The organism is bacterium, assembly GCA_013360215.1.
GTDB lineage: Bacteria > CLD3 > CLD3 > SB21 > SB21 > JABWCP01.
The window spans coordinates 59,512-83,489 of the sequence record JABWCP010000007.1 but is presented as its reverse complement, the minus strand read 5'-3'; the positions used below and the strand labels follow the sequence as shown (position 1 = coordinate 83,489).

16 protein-coding genes and 1 tRNA gene are annotated in these 23,978 nt (G+C 46.2%); 7 read left to right on the top strand and 10 right to left on the bottom strand.

Annotated elements, in window-relative coordinates; translation table 11 throughout:
• Positions 1–29: 29 nt before the first annotated feature.
• The 3 genes from HUU58_06725 to sppA all read right to left on the bottom strand — a co-directional run bounded on the left by HUU58_06725 (position 30) and on the right by sppA (position 1,770).
• Complete coding sequence (locus HUU58_06725; protein NUN45359.1) at positions 30–347, bottom strand: hypothetical protein; 318 nt, start codon at positions 345–347, stop codon at positions 30–32.
• 234 nt (positions 348–581) lie between these two features.
• Positions 582–878: an integration host factor subunit beta gene (locus HUU58_06720; GenBank protein NUN45358.1), complete on the bottom strand. Its 297-nt coding sequence runs from the start codon at positions 876–878 to the stop codon at positions 582–584.
• Between the two features lie 4 nt (positions 879–882).
• Complete coding sequence (sppA, locus tag HUU58_06715) at positions 883–1,770, bottom strand: signal peptide peptidase SppA (protein NUN45357.1); 888 nt, start codon at positions 1,768–1,770, stop codon at positions 883–885.
• A gap of 340 nt (positions 1,771–2,110) precedes the next feature.
• Here sppA and HUU58_06710 point away from each other — a divergent pair, with 340 nt between their 5' ends.
• Together HUU58_06710 and HUU58_06705 are read left to right on the top strand one after the other, a co-directional pair.
• A complete protein-coding gene (locus HUU58_06710; GenBank protein NUN45356.1) occupies positions 2,111–3,031 on the top strand; it encodes a hypothetical protein in 921 nt (306 codons plus the stop codon).
• 65 nt (positions 3,032–3,096) lie between these two features.
• Entirely contained in the window at positions 3,097–4,305 is a 1,209-nt protein-coding gene (locus HUU58_06705) for a cytochrome-c peroxidase (GenBank protein ID NUN45355.1), read from the top strand.
• A gap of 31 nt (positions 4,306–4,336) precedes the next feature.
• Here the strand turns inward: HUU58_06705 and HUU58_06700 are convergent, their stop codons facing one another.
• The 3 genes from HUU58_06700 to HUU58_06690 are packed head-to-tail and all read right to left on the bottom strand — an operon-like array spanning position 4,337 to position 11,920.
• Positions 4,337–6,061 carry an ATP-binding protein gene (locus tag HUU58_06700; protein NUN45354.1) on the bottom strand — a complete coding sequence of 575 codons (1,725 nt, stop codon included), beginning with the start codon at positions 6,059–6,061 and terminating at the stop codon, positions 4,337–4,339.
• Between the two features lie 13 nt (positions 6,062–6,074).
• The gene (locus HUU58_06695; protein ID NUN45353.1) at positions 6,075–10,946 is read right to left on the bottom strand and encodes a sigma 54-interacting transcriptional regulator; all 4,872 of its coding nucleotides are present in this window, start codon (positions 10,944–10,946) and stop codon (positions 6,075–6,077) included.
• Complete coding sequence (locus HUU58_06690; protein NUN45352.1) at positions 10,943–11,920, bottom strand: YihY/virulence factor BrkB family protein; 978 nt, start codon at positions 11,918–11,920, stop codon at positions 10,943–10,945. Before HUU58_06690 ends, HUU58_06695 begins: the two co-directional genes overlap by 4 nt.
• Positions 11,921–12,151: 231 nt before the next feature.
• On the opposite strand from HUU58_06690, the gene HUU58_06685 reads away from it, so the two are divergent.
• Positions 12,152–12,238 (top strand) — tRNA-Ser (locus tag HUU58_06685).
• 58 nt (positions 12,239–12,296) lie between these two features.
• On the opposite strand, the gene HUU58_06680 is transcribed toward HUU58_06685, so the two are convergent.
• Positions 12,297–12,701: a hypothetical protein gene (locus HUU58_06680; protein ID NUN45351.1), complete on the bottom strand. Its 405-nt coding sequence runs from the start codon at positions 12,699–12,701 to the stop codon at positions 12,297–12,299.
• 110 nt (positions 12,702–12,811) lie between these two features.
• Between HUU58_06680 and HUU58_06675 the strand changes: the two genes are divergently transcribed.
• Positions 12,812–14,125 carry a DUF58 domain-containing protein gene (locus tag HUU58_06675; protein NUN45350.1) on the top strand — a complete coding sequence of 438 codons (1,314 nt, stop codon included), beginning with the start codon at positions 12,812–12,814 and terminating at the stop codon, positions 14,123–14,125.
• A gap of 11 nt (positions 14,126–14,136) precedes the next feature.
• On the opposite strand, the gene HUU58_06670 is transcribed toward HUU58_06675, so the two are convergent.
• Positions 14,137–16,023, bottom strand: coding sequence for a M1 family metallopeptidase (locus tag HUU58_06670; GenBank protein ID NUN45349.1), 1,887 nt, complete (start codon positions 16,021–16,023; stop codon positions 14,137–14,139).
• 233 nt (positions 16,024–16,256) lie between these two features.
• On the opposite strand from HUU58_06670, the gene serS reads away from it, so the two are divergent.
• Both serS and HUU58_06660 read left to right on the top strand, forming a co-directional pair.
• On the top strand, positions 16,257–17,531 hold the full coding sequence (serS, locus tag HUU58_06665; GenBank protein ID NUN45348.1) for a serine--tRNA ligase: 1,275 nt from the start codon (positions 16,257–16,259) through the stop codon (positions 17,529–17,531).
• 52 nt (positions 17,532–17,583) lie between these two features.
• Positions 17,584–18,744, top strand: coding sequence for a hypothetical protein (locus HUU58_06660; GenBank protein NUN45347.1), 1,161 nt, complete (start codon positions 17,584–17,586; stop codon positions 18,742–18,744).
• Positions 18,745–18,750: 6 nt separating this feature from the next.
• Here HUU58_06660 and HUU58_06655 read toward each other — a convergent pair whose 3' ends face one another.
• Positions 18,751–19,155: a response regulator gene (locus HUU58_06655; protein ID NUN45346.1), complete on the bottom strand. Its 405-nt coding sequence runs from the start codon at positions 19,153–19,155 to the stop codon at positions 18,751–18,753.
• Positions 19,156–19,249: 94 nt separating this feature from the next.
• Here HUU58_06655 and recG point away from each other — a divergent pair, with 94 nt between their 5' ends.
• Positions 19,250–21,364 (top strand): ATP-dependent DNA helicase RecG, encoded by a 2,115-nt coding sequence (recG, locus tag HUU58_06650; protein ID NUN45345.1) that lies wholly within the window; start codon positions 19,250–19,252, stop codon positions 21,362–21,364.
• On the opposite strand, the gene mutS is transcribed toward recG, so the two are convergent.
• On the bottom strand, positions 21,361–23,970 hold the full coding sequence (gene mutS / locus HUU58_06645; GenBank protein ID NUN45344.1) for a DNA mismatch repair protein MutS: 2,610 nt from the start codon (positions 23,968–23,970) through the stop codon (positions 21,361–21,363). The genes recG and mutS overlap by 4 nt on opposite strands.
• Positions 23,971–23,978: the final 8 nt, after the last annotated feature.

Here is a 23,978-nt window from a genome sequence, read left to right as displayed (position 1 = left end):
TCCGTTGGTGTAAATAAACGTTAAAAACGTTATCCACGCGGCGGTTGAAAAATTCTGCTGTTATATAGGGAAATGGGTACGTCCGTAGAAGCCGGCCGGTATGTCGTAAAATAAAAATGAAGCGGCATTTTTTTGATATAAAAACAAATACAATAATGCGAACAGCACGCACAACCGTCCATCGGCGAACACCTATCGGTGCAGGATTCTTCGTGGTTTTCATCCTGCACCCGGATCGTCATGCGGTTATCGGTATTGCCGACTCCTTCCGAACAAGGGCGACCGCTCACGGCTAAAAAAAAGACAACCAAATAAAGTGCCGTGATTTCCTTTATGATCCGGTGCACTTGTTTTTGTCGAGATATAAAAAAATTGTTCATCGTAGTAACAAAAAAAGTCCCGTTAGTGCAACGGGACTTATAGTACAAACGATCAGCTAAAAAATCAAAAAACTAGCGGCCTTTTTTCTTATGGCGGTCGCGACGAAGACGTTTTTTACGTTTGTGGGTAGCCATTTTTCTTCTTTTGCGTTTTTTTCCGCAGGGCATGGTTAGTTCCTTTCTTTTTTTGTGTGTTATATGTTATGATCGGATTTCGTTGACCGATTTTTTCAATTCTTTCGATGGCCTAAATTGCGGTACACGGCGCTCCGGTAAATCTACCGCCGCACCGGTTTTAGGGTTGCGTGCTGTACGCGCCGGGCGTCGTGCAATACGAAAGCTACCAAACCCGCGGATTTCGATTTCACGGCCTTGCTGTAGTTCTTCATGGATCACGGCGATAAACGCATTGATAACCGCATCGGTATCAAATCGCGTAATGCCCGTGGCCTCCGCGATGCGATGGATGATATCCGCTTTTGTCGTATTGGTTGCCATATACTCAGATGCCGTATTTATAACTCACCACCGGGTAACTTTTGAAACCCGGAATACTCAGCGCCGATTCGATTTTACTCTCTGCATCTTCTTCAAACAACAGATCAAAAAACGAAGGCTTGTGTTTTTTCTCTTTGACGAGGTTCGGTGTACCTTCGATGCCTGCCATGTCCGCCGCCAGACGGATCGCATCGTCGTACGAACCGATCACATCAATCAGCTTGATTTGCAACGCCTGCTCACCCGTATACACACGTCCGTCCGCATATTGTTGTACATACGCCGTATCTAAGCCGCGTTCATCCGCGACCGCACGTACAAATTGTCCGTACGCATTCATCACAAACGATTGCATCCACTCGGATTCCGACGGATTCATAGGGCGATACGGACTCAAAATATCTTTGAACGTACCGCTTTTGATCGTCGTAAAATCCACACCGATTTTATCCAAAAGTTTATCCACATTGGGAAACTGAATGATCACGCCGATACTTCCCGTGATCGTGCCGGGATTGGCGACAATCGTATCCGCAGGGCATGCGACATAATATCCGCCGGACGCCGCTACGCTACCCATCGAAACGATGATTTTTTTTCCGGCCGCTTTTGTTTTTTTGACGATGTCAAAAATTTCCTGTGAAGGCGTGATACCGCCGCCGGGGCTCTCGATGCGAAATACAATCGCTTCGACGGAGCTATCATCACGGTATTTTTTGAACTGGCGCACTATATCACGCGAATCAACGATCGTACCTTCGAGTTCGATCAATGCGACGCGCCGACCGAAATTTACATCCGGCTCCGCTACACGATATACGACGTAAATGATCAGCCCGACAAAACACGACAAAAAACCCAAAAGCAAAATCCATGTCGAACGATTTTTCATACTTCTATTTTTGTAAACTTAATTTTATAAACTTATTTTTTTTTAATTCAATGTTACTTAACCGAACTATACCCATTACAGCGTGTAAATATATCATTTTCAAGGCTACTGTCAATTGATATTGTAAATACTTTCAAAGACATGCTTTTCATGAAAAATTTGGAAAAACACATAAACAATCTGCTTTATCACGTAGCAATTGCATATGCTTGCGTTTTAAGTTAAACTCAATAGACGGTTTTTCCGTCAAAAACTCAGCGATTCGATAATTAAAACAATGTAAAACATATAATTAAATACGGCATGCATTTTGATATATATTCAGGCCGGAGGTGTTCTTATGAAACAAGAAGATTATTCTACTACCAATTTAAATTTACGCAGTGAGATTCTGCAAATCTCTGGATTATCCGTACTGATACTGCTTTTGCTGTTGTTTTTAGGCGGATGCAGCATTAGTGGAGACGATTTTACAGATACCGTCCAGGATGAAATCAAACAAATCATCAAAGAGGACGAACAATTGGCCTACGGTGTAGATGTAGTCAACGATTCATCGGAAATATCAGCACCACAAAAGAATGCTGCTTCGGAAAGTATTTTGGCTGCTTTGCTTCCGCGTTTCGGGCGTAAGATCGAAAGTATCGAACGTACATTCCAATTTTTCCCTGAAGATTTTGACACCACCGTCGCTGTAGCGGTTACCCATACGTTGAAAGGTTATCTGAATATCCGGGATTCCAATGAGGTGCAGGTCAGTAAACCCCTCGAACATTCTCTGAACCGTGTTATTACTTTTGCCAAACGCGATAACAAATGGGTTCACACCAGCATTTCCGGCGCCTTCGGTTATTCAGAGAACTCAAAATTAGAAATGGATTCGCTTATTATTAGAACGGCCAATGACACCATCGTGATCGGCAATGCCACTGATTTTATATTCTACACACGTCGCCCGTTTAGCGTCAAACGCGGCGACTCGATCAGCGTTACCGTGCGCGCATTCAATAAATCCAATTTACTGGATCGTCCGATGGGTTCGGTGCTTAACGGTCAAAATAAAACACGTGAACGTGCGCGTTTTAATATGAATGCGTTCTTAGGCGGTCGTTACGAACGAACTATAACTCTAAAACCAACACATAAAGTCGGTTTTAACCAGCTTGTAATTGACTTTATGACACCGTCTTCGCTCAGTATTAACATCAATAAACCTTACGATTCGTTTATGATCTTAATTCCATACTTCGTCGAAGAATAAAACCATATAAAAAAAATTATGCGCATCGCTTGTTTGAAGGCCATGCCATGATAAAAAAGATTAATATGAAAAAACAAATCGCTCGCGGAATACAATGGATCAGCTGGGGACTTTTGTCATTTAGTTTTTGCCAATGCGGTAATTCTGATGAAACGACATTATCCAAATCTTACCCGGCCATTGCGGCGAAATTCGGTCAGCAAATTGATGTAAAGAATCTGGCCAATTATGAAGACCAAGCGATTCCTACCTATATTACCAAAGACAACACCGGCCTCAACACAATTACCAATGAAAAGGCAACCGTGGGCAGGGTGCTTTTTTACGATAAAAATCTCAGTTTTGATAATTCGATTTCCTGCGCCGGCTGCCATCATCAGTCGCTCGCTTTCGGTGATACGGCACTCGCCAGTCGCGGTGTTCAGGGCGGACTGACAGGCCGGCATTCCATGCGTTTGGTCAATTCACGTTTCGCATCCGAAACCCGTTTTTTTTGGGATGAACGAGCGGTCAGCCTTGAGGATCAAACAACACGGCCGATCAAAGATCATGCAGAAATGGGTTTCAGCGGTGAAAGCGATCGACCAGGCTTTGATTCATTATTAATTAAATTATCGGCGATAGATTATTATCGTGAATTGTTTGATATGGCCTATGGCGACGAAACTATAACGGAAGCATGTTTGCAGGAATGTATGGGGCAATTTATTCGCAGCATCCAATCTTTTGATACGCGTTACGATGCAGGACGCGCGCAGGTGGCTTCCGATCTGGATAATTTTCCCAATTTTACAACGCAGGAAAATCAGGGCAAAACACTTTTTATCACACCGCCTGTTTTTAATGCCTCCGGAGAGCGCACGAGCGGCGGGCTCGGTTGTGCGGGGTGTCATAGAGCACCGGAATTTGACATTGATCCCAACAGTGGAAACAACGCCATTATCGGGAAGCTCAATGCCGACGGGTTTGATGTGACCAATACCCGTGCACCCTCACTGCGTGATCTGACCGGGCCGGACGGCGAACCCCATACACCGATGATGCACACCGGTGTGATCACGACGCTGCAAGCGGCTATCGGGCATTATGGAACGATCACAGTTGGCGCCAATAATACACTCCTTGATCCTCGATTAAAACCCAACGGATTTGGCCAGAAACTCAACCTGACCTCCGCTGAAGTCAACGCCGTCATCGCTTTTCTGAAAACATTATCCGGCACACAGGTATATACCGATGCCCGTTGGAGCGATCCCTTTGGAACGCAGCCGTAATGTTTTTTACATAAGATCGGAAAATGAAAATTTATTGATTGTACCGTTTGAGCAGTTCGTCAAATTTTCTGCGGATTTCGCTGCGATCCATGGTTGCATATTTCTGCGGCAGCAAGCTTTTGCTGGTGCACTCAATCACGGCGGCCAGGTTTTGCAATTCAACACTTTCCGGATCGTTCGTGGGAATAAAATCCTGAAAAATCGAACGCAGCATTTCTACCGTAACCGTATCGGCACCGACTATGGCTTGCTGAAGTTTGGCACGTGTCACCAGTGCCTCCATATCGGCACCGGATACCGTCTGATGGATATCAAACACATCTTTCAAATGTATGCTTTCATCGATTTTTGCATTCAGCCGCCGGGTCATCGAACGGAACAATAATTCTTTTTCCTCTGATGTTTCCGGATAAAACACGCTGATATGTTCTTCCGCACGACCTTGCCGCTTCATGTCAATCGGTAATAGATCCGGGCGACATGTGATCAAAAACCAAATGACTTTGCCGCGGTATGACGTATCCCCCATAAAGCTGGCTAGTTGCGCAAAAATCCGATTGCTCGTACCGCTGTCGCCCTGCTGATCCCGGTCTCCGAGAAACGCATCCGCTTCATCAATGATCACACCGATCGGCCACATAGCCCGAAGCAGATTGAGTATTTTTTCCAGATTCGCTTCCGTCACCCCCTGCCACTGCTCTCGAAAATTGAGAAATTTGACACATGGAATGCCGATCTCACCGACAAAGGATAACACGATAAATGTTTTTCCCGTGCCCACCGGACCACTTACCAGATAACCCATCGGTACGGCATCAAATTTACCCATTTTGATGGCGGCAGCCAGGTTGCGAAGTTTGCTTTTGATCGCGTCATAACCTACGACCGCGTTCAGATCATGGCGCGGCTCGATGATCTCGAGCATGCCGAAACATTCTTCTTCGATGATTTCCTTTTTCATCGCCACGAGATAGGCAAAATCAATACGTTTGTTATTTTCCCGTGCGTAAGCCAATAAAATTTTGAGTTGCCGACGGTTAAGACCGGCCATCGTATGCGCGATTTGCTCCGGTGTAACGGACGCATAGTCGGCAAAAAGCCTCGGCGCTTTCTCGCGTATCTCTTCATCAATAAAATAACGGATATAATGAATACGCTCGGATTCGTCGGGGTATGCCACTTCTACTTTATCCGTGGACGTATTGCGTACAAGGCGATTATTGAGATCGTTGAGCGTATCGGTAATCAATACGATCGAAATATTATTTTTGATGTAACTGGGATCGTTAGCCCATTTGCGTAACATCACTAAACATTTTCGATCTTCGAGTGACATGGCCGATGTCAGTGTCGCAGGGATCACCGTTTCCGCGTGATCAATGATCACGGCTACCGAACGTTTTTTTTCCACACTGAGGCGGATATATATTTCAATGGCCTTGAGCGCGTAACTCGGCAGTTTCATCAGATCCTGCTGCGTGATCTGCATGGTTTTAAAAAATTCGGCCTGCATCGAACTGTCAAGAAAGTACACGCCTTTTGAAATATCGTAAAACAAAACCGTGTTGCGTTCTTTAAACACCGACCCGGCTAAAAAATCACCGACAGCGACGTAATCCATTTGACCCGGAAATTTTGGATTTTCTAAAGCCATCAGATCCCGCACATTATTGTACAAAATAAATTGCGATGTCGTTTTCGATTGGATTTTTCGGGCCATATCTTGCGCCCATACCGGCCAGCTGGTTGAATTCATGTATCCTCTTGTTTTATGAAATGCCTAATTTTTTCAACCGATCATTGAGTGTCGTTCGTTTGATACCAAGCCATTCGGCGGCTTTGGATTTGTTGCCGCCGACGTGTTCCAAAACCCGTTCGAAATATTTTCGTTCGGATTCGAATAAATTTTTTTCAAAATCTTCCAATGACTTCAACGGCGCGGCTGAGGGTTGCATTGCTTTTCGAACATCCGATGGACCAAGTTTAGATTTACCCGAAAAAATCATCAACCGCTGTACGGTATTTTCCAATTCGCGAATATTGCCCGGCCAATCATGATCCGTCAAAATCTGTAGTGCATCACCGAAAAGACCTTCCATCATACGCCCCGGCTGCGTGTATTTCTCGACAAAATACTTAATCAGAAGCGGAATGTCTTCGCGACGCTCACGCAGGGGTGCCAAAAATACCGGAATGACAGAAATTCGGAAAAACAAATCCTCCCGAAATTGACCGTCCGTGATCAGTTGACGTACATCTTTGTTTGTGGCAGCAACGACGCGTACGTCTATTTTACGAGGGATCGTATCACCCACGCGGCGAATTTCCTGCTCCTGTAAAACGCGCAGTAACCGGCTTTGAAACGACAAGGTTGTATTAGTAATTTCATCAAGAAAAATAGTCCCGCCGTCGGCTTCTTCAAACAATCCTTTTTTGTCGGTAAACGCGCCGGTAAACGCGCCTTTTTTATAACCAAAAAGCTCGCTCTCCAAAAGCGATTCCGTCACAGCACCGCAATCTACGGCCACAAACTTATTACGACGACGCAGACTTTGATGATGAACGGCCCGGGCAACCAATTCTTTGCCCGTACCGCTTTCGCCCGTGATCAGTACCGGTGCATCCGTTTTAGCTGCATGCTCGATCATGCGGTATATCTGATCCACCGCTTTACTTTTTCCGATAATATTAAATCGCGTAAATCGTTCTTCGACCGCTTTGCGCAAATCCAGGTTTTCGTGTACCAGCGAATCGTTTTCGGACTGCACCTTTTCATAATCCTGCGCGTTGGCGATCGCGATCGCCGCTAAATGAGCAAACGCCTCCATAAACTTAAGGTCGGCGGAATTGAAGTAATGCGTGTCAAAACGTTTATCCACATACACCGCACCGATAATATGGTCGCGCAACTTGAGCGGTACGCATAAAATGGAGCGAATCTGATAAGCTACAATACTTTTTCGTTCTTTGAACCGCATATCGGAATTCGCATCCGACGTGACCATGGATGCGCCGGAGGCATATACTTCGTCCACGATACTTTGACTGATCGTCGTCAGATCGGCCATCGAATCCGAATCCACATTGCGGGCGACACGTACGTCAAACCCGCCGGTTTCTTCGTTACGCAATAAAATCAATCCGCGATCCGCACGGGCGTTGAGCAATGCGCCGTCCATGATTTTTTCAAAGAGTTTCTCCGGATCCAGGATACTGTTGATATCGCGCGTGATTTCGTACAGCTGCTGAAATGACCGAATATCCGTTTCCCGTTCTTCTTTGAAGAAATCTTCGTACGCGGCTCGGATGGTCGAATGCAGCGATATATTCTCATATGCCGTGCGCCATGCGGGATTATGCAGCCTGTCCAAGTCTGCCTGCATCGTCCGATACGCGTTGTCCATAGCCTTAGCCAATTCATACCGGGGTTTGTGCAACGCTCTGAGAATTCGATAATGCAGCCAATGAATTGGCGATTCGGAATAGTCGTATTGATGCTGACCCTCGATCTCTGCAACGATTTTTTGAAGGCGAATGAGCGCTTCGTCGTAATTGCCTTTCTTAACCAAGCTTTGTGCAATAACATGCTGGGCAAATAATCGGACGGAATGATCCTGAATTTTGGAAGATAATGCATCCAGTTGCAACCATGTTTCGTCGCCGGAATAATCGTATTCATGGAGAATCAGGTTTACACTTTGCGCATAACATAACCACACATCTTCCTTCTTTTCCTCAAAAAACAAAATCGCCTCTTTGCAATAACGATGTGCTTCCGCACGATTTCCAAGCTCAAATAGTACATGACTGTATTCAAGTTTGACAATATGCGTGTTAAGCGGGTTCGTGTTTTGGCCTACCTCAATCGCCTGAAGTAATTCGCTTTGAGCGATTTCGTACAAACCTACATTCCGATAAATAACACCTTTAGACTGCAGGATACGTTGCAAAGCGATGCGATCATTTAAAGTCATCGCTTTTGCCGTAGCGCTTTGTAATTCTTCAAAAGCCATTTCAAATTGCCGCAAACGTATTCGGGCAGAGGCACGATAAAGATATAGACGGAGCAGCTGACTGTTATTCGGATGGAGTGATAAAAGGTTAGCCGCTTCATCGTACCATGTCAAAGCTTGCAGCAACGCACCGCACCGAAACGCTATTTGACCCAGATTAAATAAAGCCGATACTTCCGAAGCCATCGCTTCCGTTTTACGCGCCAGACGCAATACTTCACGAAACGCTTTCTCTGCAAGTGCATATTCGCCGAGCGAACCATATACCGTACCAAGGCTATTCTGACATTCCATCTGCAGTGTTATATCATCCGTTTCACCGGCCATGTGTGCCGCTTCTTCAAAATCCGAACGCGCCTCTGTAAATAATGTTTTCTGATATTTATATTTTCCGATTTGCCGGCGGATTCTTGCTCTGTCTTTTTTGGTCTGTATGACGTCAGATTCCAAATGTTTTTGACAAAACAACACGCCTTCGTCCGGTTGACCTATTCGCTCCAAATACAATGCGCGACGTATGATAAACGACACAAAACGCGGATGAGCTGAGTGGGTTTGCTTTTCTATTTGTAACAATAACGTGTTTTGCAATTTACGATCAGACAACTGATCCGCCAGTAACTCCATCGCAAACAGTATTTCAGTTTGTTTTTCCACATCGGCGATCAATGGCAAAATATTTTCGTATTGACGCAAAGCTTCCGCATAATTCCAACGCGACGCCTCACGTTCGGCCCATTGCAGTTTATAAGAAACCGACTTCTCCGGATTATTCCCTTCAAATGCGTGGTAGGCCAACTGCGGTACTGCATCCGCCGCATTTTTTTCGTACCATGACAAAAGCTTATCATGCATAGCGCGGCGCTCCGCTTCGGTCTCTTTTTGAATCAGAAAAGTACGAAGGCCCGGAGCAGCAATTTTAACAGAATTCTCTTTACGACGAATCCAACCTAATAATTCCAATCGCGGTATATTTTGGTCGGCATCTATGCTTTCCATAAGTGCGGTCAAAGCTAAAACCGGAATTTCATTGTCTGCGACAGCCATCCATCGGATAAGACGAATTTCGTCGTCGGTTAACATTTTGATTTTGGCTTCCCATTTTTCCGACCAATCGGAAGATGGTTTCCATTCAGCTGTGGGCGTCAACCGCCAGCTACGTTCTTCAAAAACCAGTTGTCTTTTTTCCACCTGATCGCGTGTAGCTTCGTATAACAAGCCGGGATGTCCGTTTGTCCACGTCGTCATGCGCGAAACAGTCTTTTCATCAACGTCTTCGTCAAAAAGCCACGTGCTCAAGAAATGTTTTACATCTTGGGATTCTAAGTTTTTCAATACGAATGTTTTTGCAGGAAAAGAAATTTCAGTTTGAAGTTCGGTCGTTGATAGAATCACAGAACCCGACTTCATGGAAAGTGTGTACGTGAATCGCGATAGAAAATCCATCACACCGGGTACATCCAAACGCACTTGATCCAAAATATAAATTTCATTAGGCGCTATCGTTTTCAAAATTTCTTCGATTGCACGATCCGTGTCGCTCAGGATTTCCAAAACCGATGGAGGAACAAAACCGGAAAGTACCTCCCACAGTGAGGCTGCTTGATCCAGGCGTATATACTGTGCAGAAGATCCTGAAAGTATCGCTCGTACATAGAGTTCGCGCAGCATGGTGGTCGCGCCCATCCCCTCACCGGCACGAAGAACAACGGGCGCACGATGATCCGTTTGAAGCTGCGCTGAAAGATCCGGCCATACCGACCGCGGTTCGGCAAAACGGTGGCACAACAACGGAGGCAATACTACATTTTGATCCATCAATTTCTTAAATGCATCTTCCAAACGAGGATACCGTTGGCGCGGGTCTTTAGCCAAGAGAGAAACGATGATTTTTTCGTAATCTTGCGACCACCATTCAAAATCCGAATCAACGCGCGTAATGTTTTTTTGCAGATGATGCACGACGATATTAACAACGTTTTCATCCGCAAATGGGTTGATGCCTGTGGCCAATTCATACAACACCACGCCCAGAGCATACGCATCGCTGCGTTGATCGTACGATTCCTTTTTGAGAATCTCCGGCGCCGTATAAGCCAACGTACCTTGATGATCACGTGAAACGGGAGGATTGGACCAGGGGTGAATGAATCCAAAGTCTATCAATGTAACCTTGCAATCGTCGCCGGCCGATTCGATCAGGATGTTCTCTGGCTTGATGTCACCGTGCACCATGCCGTGCGCATGCACATAGGACAAAACGGAAACGATTTGCCTGATAAAACTATCGAATCTTTTTTGGGTCCAAAATCTGCGATCTTTTAATTTTTGATATAGATCGGTCCCGGCCGCCTGCTGCATCGTAAAGAAGAAACCTCCGTCTTCGGATTTCTCCCACGCCAACGCCTTCATCATGCCGGGATGATGTGCACGAAACATCCATTCAAATTCACGCAGATAGGCATTATGCAAGGTATCATTAATCGTTGCCGCCGGCGCGTGTTTGATAACCAATGTCGAGCGATCGATTTTATCCCACGCCCTATAGACGACACCCATCCCGCCTTCACCGATTTTTTCGGTCAGATCGTAACGCGGATGAAGTACGGGTAGGGAGGATGAAGTCATGACTCAAACTCTCTTATGGTCTGCGCCAATTCGCGCTCGTTCTCCAAACGCGTATTGGCAATTTCGGTTATTTCCGCACCGACAAGTAAAATAATGGAAGCCAAATAAATCGTAAAAACAGAAATCACCACACCGGCAACGGATCCGTAAAACACATTATATTTTGCAAAATTCTGCACATAATAACTAAAACCATAAAGCGTCAATTCCAGCAGCACGCTCGCTACCAGCGCACCGAGCATCGCCGCACGATCATAGATTTCTGTTTTGGGTAAAATTTTATACGTGACATAAAACGTCAGCACGATGAGCACATACGGCAAAGCGTTTGTAATAATATCCCAAACGTACGGTAGGTTTGAAAAATCAATTTGAAAAAAAGTGATATGATTTTCCTGTAGCCAGTGAATAATCCCGCTGATCAGGCTCGAAAGCAGAAAGAGGCAGCCGATGAGAACGACCATACCCATTTCGACTAAACGACTGACAAAGTAGTTTCGGCCCCGTACACCGAATATCGTAGACATTGCATCTTCGATCGCGGCAAACGCACCACTGCTTGTCCAAAGTAGCGAACCAATACTGACAAGGCTGATCCAGCCTTTATTCTCAAGTATCGATGTGACGGATTCGGTAAGATTGCTTTTCTGAATCAATTGTAACACAAAATCACGCGCCGTGTCGGGAACCCGGTTCGTCAAGGTTTCCGAAATATAGGCTTGCGCTTCTTCGGGCGATTGCACAAACGACGCGATAATCGAAAGCACAATAAAAAGCAAAGGGATAATGGATAATAAAAAGAAAAAAGAAATGGCCGCTGCATTGGTTGTAAGTTTATGGCGATCAAAAATACGTTGCTGCAGTTGCTGTAAATAATACATCACGGGCGTTTTGTATAACCAACCCAAAAATTCGATCCACCAAACAATAAAGCGGCGAAATTTTTTGACTATCGCTATCGTCGTCTTTTTCATGGAATCACTAATTTTGATTTAAAACAAAGTAAAAACATTTATTTACGTATGCAAGTTTTGACGGAAATTTCGTCATACATACTTTGCTCATTATGAAAGTAAATACATCGATACCTTAGTAATAAACACTCTATTTTGCATCTCGGAAATTCAAATTTATCTAAAAAATATTTGATTTTCAGAACATGATTCTGTATCGTTACCCGCTTTTAAAAAATGAAGTTTTTCTTTGGAGAGGTGTCCGAGTGGTTGAAGGAGCCGGTCTCGAAAACCGGTAAACCCGCAAGGGTTTCGTGAGTTCGAATCTCACCCTCTCCGCCCACAAAAAAACCCGGCTAAAAAACCGGGTTTTATCTTTTATATCTAATTTGTTTTCTCAAGTCAAAGCACAACTTACCGTTACCTGATGGCTATGGCCGCTCGGCGTACTGGTAATAACAATCGAAGTATTCGCTGCAAGCTGCGCAAAATGTTCTGCCGTTATCGTCACGGAATGGCTATGTGCCGATGAACCTGTGATGTTGTATGTTTTCTCCGTGCCGGCTGCCACATCCGCTTTAGATACGGATAACGTATGCCCGTGATTTCCGCTTATCGAAATATTTGTGCCTGCATTGATACAATCCGGCTTCGGATCCGTACCCCCGCCACCATTGTCGCCATCGTCATCATCAGAATTTTTTTCAGACGCGCAGGACAACATCCATTGGCTCATACCAAAAAACAAAAAAACACCGGAGAAAAGTTTAAGAAACTGTGCACGGGATAACTTACGTGTCATACGATTTTCCTTTCTACAATGATAAGACGGTTACGCAATCTAATGGCATGTCTTTGTCGGAGCAATGATTTTTTATTTGATTTTCGCCTTTATCTCGTGGAACTTAGGCTATGATTTTTACGGAAAGAACTTCCATCATTTTAGTAGGTGCGGCTTTGGCTTTTATCCTGGGCACCTATATGCCGGCATTAATATTCGCCGGATGGATGCTGCTGCTATTACTTGTTACCGGATTGCTCATCGAATTGCGTTCATTCCCGGTACGATCATCATTTTCTGTGCACAGGTCTTATCCGAAAAAAATGGCCGTGGGCGTTCGAAATACCGTTGTACTGGAAATTCAAAGCCGATCCACGCGGTCTTGGTTTATCCGAATACACGATGAACCGCCGGACATATGGCAAATGCGTGAAGTAAATTTTCAAGATACGTTGCCACCACAACGAGCTATCCGATTGACGTATGACGTTTATCCGATGCATCGCGGTGTTTTTTTATTTCATACTACTACGATCGAAGTAAAAGGTGCCTTTTTCGATCTTGTACGCAAACGTTATGCGTTTGCATCGGAGCAGACTGTTCAAGTATACCCCGATTTTCGTATGCATACTCAGCCGGCGTTGCTCTCGGTAAGCAAACGAAACGTTTTGACCTCCCAACGTTCAGTCCGGCGTTACGGAGCAGGAACAGAATTTGAAAGCTTGAGGGAATATACCCCCGATGATGAGTACCGCAAAATTAACTGGTCGGCCTCCGCGCGCAGCGGGAAATGGATGGCCAATCAATTCCAGATGGAACGCGCACAACACATCATGCTCTTGATAGACACCGGGCGACTCATGGGCAGCGAGGCGTTTGGTCTCAGTAAACTCGATCACGCCGTCAACGCCGCGGCACGCATGACCCAAGTATGTATCGCTCACGGTGACGCGGTCGGACTGATGTTATTCGGTTCTGCCGTTCATTCTTTTCTTTTACCTAAAAAAAACGCATCCCAACGAGCCCTTATAGCCGAAAGTCTATATACCGCTCAACTGGAACGAACCGAATCGGATTATACGACAGCCTTCCAATGGCTGCAGCGACGCCAAAGACACCGCGCTCTAATCTTAGTTTTTACGGAAATCGTGGATCGCTATTCGTCTCAAATTCTGCTCGGCAGTATGGCTACACTGTACCCTAAACATCTGCCCGTATTCATTTTGATGAAAGACAAAGCGCTGACGGAGGTACTCCAGCGACCGGTAACGCAAAGTGACTCGGCTTTTGAAAAAGGCGTAACGGCTGAACTTTTGCGCGAACGCGATGAAGCCATCGCCTTTGCGCGCTCACGCGGCGCACTCGTAATTGATGCCATGCCGGATCATTTCCATTCCGCCGTGATCAACCTCTATCTTGACATCAAAGCCCGCGGGCGTTTGTGAAAATTTTTTCTCTATTTTTTTAACAAAATTTCATCAATAGAACCATACGTCACCGGGTGATAACCCCGCCGCGCCACAGCGTAAATACGCTTGGCCATGATGCGCATTTCCGGATCGGATGCCATCTTACGGTACAATGGAAATACTAATTTGCGCCGCCCGATATGCGTAAGATAGTGTTCCAGACGCGCGTAAGCGGGTGTATATTTATGCGTTATCACATGTTGGAACCATTCAAATTGTATTTCTGCATTACCCGAACGCGTAAAGTTAAAAGCTTCATCCAAACTTGTGAGTTGCGCTGTTTTCATATTCTCCGGCAACAACCTTAAAAAGTGCATCCACTGTTGGGTCTGCCACGATGAAGTCAGTAGTTGTTTTGCGGGTACACCCGACTTCCATTTTTTTACTTCTTCTTCGACTTTAGTAAAAGCATCCGATTGCGGCACCGGGCAAACCGACGGCAAACCTGTACCCAATATCCACTGATCGAGTTGGAGTTTTTCTTCCAACGCACGATCGCCGCGAATGAGCTCCGTGCGCATATAATTCATCAGGCGTTCCGAAGTCATGGATTGAAAAGCAAATGTGGCGAAGTACTTCCTGAGAAAAGCATCCCATCTATCACGACCGATCTGCTCCTCCATAAAACGCAAAAAGTGATACCCTTTATCATAAATAATTCCGGAATGACCGGCATCCGGATCCAGATCATTCAGATCCAATCGCAGTTTGGTCAATGGGCTTTCCGTACCCAATTCTTTTAATGCCGCTTGCATATCCTGATGCCCCAGATGCGCTTCCATTTCGGAAAATGAACGGCCAAATACGGCTTCGTCAATGCGTCGCTCAAAATATGTAGTAAAACCTTCGTTGATCCATATATCACCCCATGTCGCATTGGTGACAAGATTACCGGACCATGAGTGTGCCAATTCGTGCGCAACCAGAGAAACCAGCGAACGATCACCTGCAATGATCGTCGGCGTAGCAAAAGTCATCATCGGATTTTCCATACCGCCGTACGGGAAACTCGGCGGAAGTACGATCAGATCGTAACGTCCCCACAGATAAGGCCCATACAGTTTTTCGGCCGCGGCGATCATCGCTTCGACATCGGTAAATTCTGCAGCCGCACGCGCTAGCATCGTGTGTTCCGCATACACGCCGCTACGAGGTCCCAAGGATCGAAAACCAAAATCACCGACCGCCAACGCCACCAAATACGACGGTATGGCGTGTGCCATTCGAAATTGATAGATACCGTCGGCATGCAAAATGGTATCGCCTTCGGCGCTCATCACGGCCATCAAACCGGGCGGTACTTGTACGCGCGCTTCGTACGTCATGCGTATGCCGGGACTATCTTGACAGGGAAACCACGTCCTTGCTAGATTCGGTTGCGATTGTGTAAATAAAAAAGGCTTCTTTTGACCTTCCGTTTGCGCGGGTGCCAACCATTGCAAAGCGTCGGCTTCATGACCCGTACGATAATATACATGCACTTCTTTAGTTGTAGGTGCTACGAATATACGCAGGGCTTGACCCATCGTGGCTTGCGCCGACGATATTTGTATGGCCGAACTATCACTCGCATAATCGGAATTCGGAATATCCGCATCCAACGCGTAATTGGCCATGGACGATTCCTGATCCAGCTTGACAGAATCAATCGTCAGGCCGCGCGTATCTAAGGTCAGCATCAACGTGTTTTTATCGGACACCACCACATCAAAGGTAGCTTTGCCTGAAATCTGCTTATTATCAAAATCCACACGTACGTTAAGCGCCATATGTGTTACGTACGCCTGGTCGGCGCGGGCATTGGAATGCGGATCATATACTTTGGGCAACGGGGGTAAAGCCGACGGGCGGCAGGCCGACCAAAACAAACCCATAACGATCAACGCGGACATCGTTTTATACATGCGAACCTCTTTTGAATTTTTCGATGGTTATAGAAAAAAGATATTCGTCAAAGACACTTTGTGCAAGAGTAAACTGCAGACCCTGAACCGCTATGCATACCTTGGGATCCCCAATTTCGATTTGAATTACACGGCAAGTTTTGATATGTTGGCGTATAGTCAATATACAGTACGTTCACACTTGCAAAATGTTTTGAGGAAATATGCTAGACTTGAAATTTATCCGTGACCATACGGAGCTTGTAAAAACCGCGGCCAAAGAAAAAAAGTTTGAAGCCGACGTGGATGCCGTCATTCGTTGGGATGACGAACGCAAAGTTGTTATTCGTAAAGTCGAGGATCTGAAAGCCCGACGCAATAAAGCTTCCGAAGAAGTGGCCAAACTCAAAAAAGCCGGACAAAATGCCGATGCCGTCATCGCCGAAACCAAATCTGTCGGCGAAGAAATCAAAGCTCTGGATGAACAGCTCAAAGTGATCGAAAAAAATCTGCGCGATGTATTGCTGACCATTCCTAATGTACCTCACCCTTCCGCGCCGCAAGGCAGTTCACCGGAAGACAATCAAACAATCTTTACTTGGGGCACGCTGCCGACGGCGGATTTCGAACTCAAACCGCATTGGGAATTGGCCGAAAAACATAACTTGATTGATTTTGCAACGGGCGTCAAGATAGCCGGTGCAGGTTTCCCGGTTTACCGCGGCGCCGGTGCCAAACTGCAACGGGCATTGATTAATTTCTTCCTGGATTCCGCGGCCGATAATGGTTATACCGAAGTGCAACCACCGATCGTCGTCAATACCGATTCGGCAACCGGTACCGGTCAATTACCCGATAAAGAAGATCAGATGTATGTCGTGACACGCGATGAATTTTTTCTGATTCCTACCGCGGAAGTGCCGGTTACCAATATCCATCGCGAAATGACGCTGAAAGCGGAACAATTGCCAATCAAATATGCCGCCTATACCCCTTGTTTCCGACGTGAAGCCGGTTCGTATGGCAAAGATGTGCGCGGACTGAACCGCTTGCATCAGTTTGACAAAATAGAACTCGTAAAATTCGTTCACCCTGATACCTCGTACGATGAACTCGAATCACTGCGAATGGATGCCGAACGTTTATTGCAAGCATTGCAGTTGCCTTACCGCACACTGCTGATGTGTCGCGGAGATATGGGTTTTACGCAAACTAAAAAATACGATTTAGAAGTTTGGGCCGCAGGGCAAAAACGCTGGTTGGAAGTTTCCTCCTGTTCCAATTTTGAATCGTTTCAGGCACGGCGCATGAATATACGATACAAAGACAACCAAACGGGAAAACCGGAGTTTGTGCATACGCTCAACGGATCGGGCTTGGCCTTGCCGCGTATCGTCGCCGCCATTATGGAAAATTATCAGACGGATGAAGGCACGATCATGGTGCCGCAGGTCTTGCGCAAATATATGGGCATGGATATCATCAGCGCTACGACATAATGATCGCAACGGGATCGCCGAACTTTACTGTTCTATATTATTTCGGATTTCTTTGCGAACGGGAAATTGGGTAATGCTTTATTTGCCGGACGATTATATTCAGCGCCTGGGTGATTTTTTGCAACTTCACCTTGACGAGCCGATTCCACGCACACTCAAGCCTTTTGCTGAGGCGATCACGGATATCTCAGAGGGACTTAAGAAAAAAAACAAGCGTTCCGAATTTATTCGCCGGATCTATCTCGATCAAAAAGTTTTTCGTGACGCATATCTGCTTTATTACGGCAGCATCAATTTTCCTAAGATTCACATCCCGCTTGCAGAAATCCAAAAGTCGGATTTTTTTAATCAGAAAAAAAATCTCCGCGTTTTGGATGCAGGATCCGGAACCGGCAGCATGTTACTGGGACTGGCCTATTGGCTGAAAAACGAAACAACGCTGACAGCCGAGCTGACGGCATCGGATTACGCTTCTTCGTCACTGGATACATTATCCGCGTTTTACAAAGCCCTCGCGCTGCCCTATCCGCTTCGTACACAAATCTTAAATCTTAATCACGCGGTACCGTCCGAAAATAAATTTGATTTAATCACCGCAGGCAATGTCCTCAATGAGTTGGAACCCGATGCCGAATCGCATATTCTTCCTTGGCTTGATGCGGCGTTGGCTCAGGATGGTTTGGTGATTTGGATCGAACCGGCGCTGATGGATTTATCACGGCGGCTTCTGACATTTCGTGATCGCATGCTAAAGGAAGGCTGGTTTTTATACAGCCCTTGTTTTACAAGCAACCCTTGCCCCGCGCTTACGGAGAAAACCGACTGGTGTCACCATGATGTACCGTGGCAACGGCCTGAATTTATTCGTGTACTGGATGGCATGACGGGCCATATTCGCCAGTCGCTCAAGTTCACGTATATCGTCATGGGCAAACGCGATATCCATCTGAGCGATGTAACGATCGGAAATCGTGATTTTCTCTCTACTGTACGGGTTGTCAGCGAACGGTTTGAAGAAAAAGGAAGAATACGGGTTTTCGGTTGCAATGACCGCGGACGTTGTGCGTACAGTATGAACAAACGCGATAAATCCGACGACAATTCGGCATTTAGGAAAATTGAACGTTATGACGTGGTGCAACTGGCAGAGACAGAGGAAAAATCAAACTATATCGGTATCGGAAAAAACACAAAAGTTCATATTGTGGGGTAGCATGTTTTAAGCGGTTTGTTTATCAGCGATAAGTTTATCAATCACCGATACCAGTTCATCAATGGTGAAAAACTTATTCATGAAATAATCGGCGCCTGCAGTCATTGCGCGCTGACGCTGGCCGACGACCGTCACCATGACAACCGGTATATGTTTGGTTTGCGGATTGGCTTTGATTTCTTCGCAAAGCGTGATGCCGTCCTTATCGGGCATCATAATATCCATCGTGATGACATCCGGTTTTTCACGGACAGCTACTTCCATAGCTTCCTGCGCATTCTGTGCTTCGAGCACCCGGTACGATGACAACTTTAATATGCGCCGTAACATATCGCGCACTTCGTCTTCATCGTCAACGATCAAAACCGTGTGCTGTTTTTTGATTTCGGAGACTTCGGTTGACATCATCATGATTTTCTTTCAATTTACGGGTTAAAATACGAAGCAGCGGCCTCGTAAGCAATGTGTTTCCTCGAAAAAATACGATCGTAATACCGTTATAGGCATGCAGGTAAATCTCCATACTGAAATAAAATTTCTTAAAGGCGTCGGCCCCAAACGTGCGGAAGCATTGTCCGGTATCGGCCTACATACCGTGTGGGATTTACTCCATTATTATCCGCGCAGGTATCTGGACCGCAGCAAAATCACCAGTATACGTCAGGCACGTATTCACGAGGAAGTGACCATCATCGGACAAGTGGAAAATTTTGCCCTGATTCGCAATCACCGCGGTAAAGGTTCGCGTTTTAGGCTCATTCTTAGTGATCCGACCGGCTCCATCAGCTTGGTATGGTTTCGTGGAGCACAGTATTTCGAAAAAGCATTTGAAGTCGGCGAAACATTAGCGGTGTACGGCAAGATTGATTATTACAATCGGGAAATACAAATCGCACATCCGGAAATTGATCGCCTGGACGCCGATGAAAATGTTAACTTCATGCATACGGGCTCGATTATCCCGCAGTACCCTTCATCCGAATCGCTCAAGCGTATGGGTTTTGACAGCCGCGGTTTTCGGCGATTGATTTTTACCGTACTGGACTGTGCATCCCTTGTCGAAGACACGTTACCGGCATCACTTCTTCATAATTTATCCCTTGCCCCGCTGGATAAAACATTACGCCATATTCATTATCCTTCCACGCACGAGGATCTTGCCGACGCTGTCCGTCGTATAAAATTTGAGGAATTATTTTACCTTCAACTCATGATGGCTTTCCGCAAAAGCCAGATCATCCATGCACAAATCGGCATTCCATTTATTAATTCCGGTGATAAAGCCAAAATGCTCGCCGAAAAATTACCATTTAAACTCACCGACGAACAGCGCAAAGTACTCAAGGAAATTTATGCCGATATGCGCTCCGACAAACCGATGCACCGATTGATCCAAGGTGACGTCGGCAGCGGTAAGACCGTCGTAGCGTTATTGGCCATCGTATCGGCCGTCGAAAGCGGTTACCAGGCCGCTTTTATGGCGCCGACGGAAATTCTCGCCGAGCAACACTACTATGTCATTCAGGATTATCTATGGGGTATGGGTATCCAGGCGGTGCTGATCAAAGGCGGGCAGAAAAAATCAGAGCGCAATAAAATCATCGAAGACATCCGAACACGCCAGGTTGATATCGTTGTCGGTACGCATGCGATTTTTCAGGAACATGTGGAGTTTGCCAAATTAGGGTTGGTCGTAATTGACGAACAGCACCGATTCGGTGTCATGCAACGAGCAGAAATTCGTGCCAAAGCTCTGGATAAAGGCATTATCCCCGATGTACTGGTCATGACGGCCACACCGATTCCCCGCACCTTGGCCATGGCGATGTACGGCGATCTGGACATTTCCGTGATCGGCGAACTGCCCACCGGACGTAAACCCATCAAAACGGCGATTCGTCGCGAAGATGCGCGAAAGAAAATTTACGAATTCATACGCCAGGAAATCCGCAACGGGCGGCAATGTTATATTGTCTATCCGCTCATCGAAGAATCAGAAAAATTAGATTTGAAGGCGGCCACCGAAAATTTTGAACACTTGCAAACCGACGAATTTCCCGACCTGAAATTGGGATTGCTGCACGGCAAAATGAGCAGCGCTGAAAAGCAAGCTGTCATGGCCGACTTCAAAAAGAAAGCTATGGACATACTCGTGAGCACCACGGTGATCGAAGTCGGTGTCAACGTCCCCAACGCGACGATCATGGTCATCGAACATGCCGAACGCTTTGGGCTTACCCAAATGCACCAGTTGCGCGGACGTGTAGGTCGCGGCGCCGATCAATCGTACTGCATACTGATGGTCGGCAAACATCACCTGATGGAAGAAACCGAACAACGACTGCGTATCATGGAAGAAACGACGGATGGATTTAAAATAGCGGAAGAAGATTTGCGACTGCGAGGACCGGGTGAATTTTTTGGAACCAAACAATCCGGCATGCCGGAACTGCGTTTAGCCAATATTGTGGAAGATCGCGAATTGATGGCGCTTGCCAAAGAGGCCGCCTTTACGATAGTAAATCTTGATCCGCAACTGCGTAGCGCTACCCATAAAACCGTTCGGAAAAAATTTTTGGAGGCGTACCGTGATCGGATGGATTTGAGTCAGATCGGCTAAGGTTGTTCAGTAAGAATGGCTTTGAGCTTGTTCAGATGATTGAGCGCATCCAGCGGCGTGAGACTGTTAACATCCAGATTTTCTAATGCGGTTTTTAAACGTAAACCCATACCATCTTCAAATAACGTAAATTGAGCCTGCGTACTCTGATCGCCGGATGTGCCCGCGAGTTCGGATTTATCTTTGTGCGCCGAAATGTTGTGCGATTCCAAATTACCCATGACTTCTCGTGCACGGGTAATCACCGATGCCGGCAACCCCGCGAGTTTGGCTACCTCAATGCCATATGAATGGTCACTTCCGCCGCGGACGATTTTACGCACGAAAACAATTTTATCATCGTATTTTTTTACCATCATATTGTAATTTTTTACGCGCGGGAGAAGCTCTTCGAGTTCTATCAATTCATGATAATGGGTTGCAAACAGGGTTTTCGGACGTATGGCCGGGTGTTGATGCAAATATTCGGTAATGGCCCAAGCAATGGACAACCCGTCAAAAGTGCTTGTACCGCGACCTATTTCATCTAAAAGAATAAGACTGCGCGACGTGGCATTATTCAGGATATTCGCCGTTTCATTCATTTCGACAAGGAACGTACTTTCACCGCCGAGTAAATTATCCGAAGCCCCGACGCGCGTAAAGATTTTATCCGTAATGCCGATCTCCGCCGACTGTGCCGGCACAAAACTTCCAACCTGCGCCAGTAATACGATCAATCCTACTTGCCTCAGATAACAGCTTTTTCCTGCCATGTTAGGGCCGGTTATCAGATGTATTTGCTCTTCTTCATTCATCTGCAGATCGTTGGGAACAAAAGGCGCATCCGGGGGAAGAATACGTTCGACTACAGGATGACGTCCCGCTTTGATGACAAGTGCTGCGCTATCGTCAACGACAGGCTTGACATATTTATTTTGTACCGCCGCTTCGGCCAGCGAAGCATAACAATCCAGTTCTGCAATCCGTTGTGCATTGATTTGAATTTCTGCTGCCGTTTGCGCCACGGTTTTGCGTATTGCATCAAATAATTCCGTTTCGATGCGAATTATTTTATCTTCCGCGGTAAGAATTTTTTCTTCGTATTCTTTCAGCTCCGGTGTGATAAATCGTTCCGCATTCGTCATCGTTTGCTTACGGATATAATCCGGCGGCACTTTGTCTTTATGCGTGTGGGTGATTTCTATGTAATAACCGAAGACATTATTAAATTGTACTTTCAACGATGCGATCCCTGTACGTTCGCGTTCGCGTTGCTGAATACCGGCTATATAACTTTTCCCGTCAAAAGCCATTCGACGCAACACGTCCAATTCTTCATTGTACCCTTCACGAATAACCTGTCCGTCTTTGATTTGTACCGAGGGTTCGTTCACCAAGGCGTTATCAATATGATCCGTCAGTTGGTCTAATACATGTATCGCCTGCACTGCACCGCGTATCGCGTCGGATTTAAAATTGGATAGGTTATTTATCAATTCGGGAATCTGCTTGAGCGATTCGCACAACGCACGAATTTCGCGCGGATTGACGCGCCCGGCACACACCTTGGCGATGATTCTTTCGAGGTCCATGATGCGCGACAACGTTTGTCGCACTTTGTCCCGTGCGCCATGCTCGGCGGTCAATTCTTCTACCGCATCCAATCTTTTCCGAATATTTTCGGTATGTTTCAGAGGACGCACTACCCATTGTTTGAGCATGCGGCCACCCATGGCCGTTTCGGTATGATCGAGTACGGAAAAAAGCCCTCCGTGCGTGTAACCGTCTGCAGTAGCTTGCAGTATTTCCAAATTACGCAGAGTGACCGCATCCAAGGTCATGTAGGTTGCATCATCCAATCGACCAATGTGACGAACATTACCGACATCGGTACGTTGAGTTTCACGCAGGTAATGCAGTCCGGCTCCGGCGGCACAGAGGCCGACCGTAAAATCCTGCACGCCGAACCCTTTGAGCGAATGCGTCTTAAAATGCGCCATCAAAACGTCGTGCGCATATTGAAAAGAAAATAACCAATCTTCCTGACGCGTGAGAACACTACGATGTTTGATGCGGTTGAGCAACATGCGCATGTTTTCATACAGAGAAAAAGGAACAACCATTTCTGCCGGAATAAACAAATTAAGCTGATCCAGAAATTCCTTTTCACGAAATTCTCCGACAAAAAACTCCCCCGTCGAAGCGTCAGCTAACGCCAAGCCAAATATTGTTTGGTCGTCGCGACGTTCGGTGACGACCGTAGCGAGAAAATTATTGGTCTTTTGGTCTAATATTTTTTCGGAAAGCGTTGTACCCGGCGTGACGATTTCCGTCACATCACGTTTGACTATGCCTTTAGCCGCTTTCGGATCTTCCATTTGTTCACACACGGCGACCCGAAATCCTGCACGTATCAATTTAGGCAGATAACTATCCAGCGCATGATAAGGAAAACCTGCCAGCGCTACTTCGGACGCTTTGCCGTTGGAGCGTTTGGTCAGAGTGATACCGAGAACTTTATGCACTGTACGCGCATCTTCGTCAAACGTTTCGTAAAAGTCTCCCATGCGATACAAAAGAATCGTATCGCGATACTTGGCTTTGATCTCAAAATATTGCCGCATGAGCGGCG